Genomic DNA, 1,158 nt, shown 5'->3' with positions numbered 1-1,158 from the left:
ATTGCATATTTTAAAAAAATACATTAACAATTATTATGAGAAAAATACTACCTATTTTATTTTTTTTAGTTTCATCTGTCAGTTTTTTTGCACAATCAAATAAAGATATTGCTAATGTTTACATTAAAAGAGCATGGGAAAAATATAATGATATTGAAACAAGAGTTGATGCTTTAGAAGATTTTAATAAAGCTATGAAATACTTAGATAGCGTAACAACTAAAGATGTAGCCAAATTAGGCACATTTATACATTACGAAGTTGGTAATTGGCAAAAAGCTAAAGATTATTCAGAGCAATATTTTAATTTATCAAAAAATAAAAAATCTGAAGAATATTTAAACTTAGTAGAGTTATTTGTATCGATTGAAGAAGAGTTAGAAGCGCAAAAGGAACAAGAGCGCTTAGCTGAAGAGAAAAGAATTAGAAAAGAAAAAGAGCTTAGAAAAATAGATTCTTTAAAAACTATTTGGAATGCAAAATCCAAAAGTTTATCTATAAAAACTGATAGCATCTATAATTTTAATGCGAATAAGTATGCGCTTTTTAAATTGAATGGCAAATTTGGTGTTATTAATGATAGAGCAGAAATTGTTGTAGAAGCGAATGAGTATGTTTCTGCCTTAAATTTTGATGGTTTTTTTATTTTGAAAAATAAAGAATCCAATCCAACTAAATTATTTTCATTTAATACAATTACAGGAGTTGGTTATGCATTGCCAATGCCTTCTGAATTTAATACAATATCTACTCATTTTGGTCAAGTAATGTTACCAAGAGCAAATGGTAGGTTAGTTACGTATCCAAACAATTCTTTCAAACCCATGGTGTACGATTTAAACCAAAAGAAGTTTGTTAGAGTAGCGAATGAAAAAGAAGTTCTTAAAAGTCTTAAAAAGAATGACAGAATTCGAAGATATAATAACGATGGAGAAGTTAAAATAGAAAGGGAATGGTATAGCTTTGGAGGTCATTTAGGTGGTGGAGTTCATCCTTTATATTTTGAAAAAAACTATAAAGTACATGCATTTTTATTCGCTGTAGATGGCAAAGTCTTAACTACTAAATCTAGTTTTGATTACATAGGAGCTTTTAACGAGAATAAATTGCAAGCTTTAAAAGGAAATAAAACTTCATGGATAAATCGAAATGGAACTA

Annotated in this window: 1 protein-coding gene; it reads left to right on the top strand. The window is 27.8% G+C overall.

The annotated features are described in order from the left end of the window. Positions 1-35 precede the first annotated feature (35 nt). Positions 36-1,158 (top strand): hypothetical protein (locus tag ACTG3S_RS08420; RefSeq protein WP_439128913.1); only part of this gene is annotated, 1,123 nt, incomplete at its 3' end.

It is taken from the genome of Polaribacter sp. (assembly GCF_965656025.1).
In the GTDB taxonomy this organism is placed as follows: Bacteria; Bacteroidota; Bacteroidia; order Flavobacteriales; family Flavobacteriaceae; genus Polaribacter.
The sequence above is the reverse complement of the archived record's forward strand: the minus strand, read 5'-3'. Positions and strand labels throughout refer to the sequence as shown.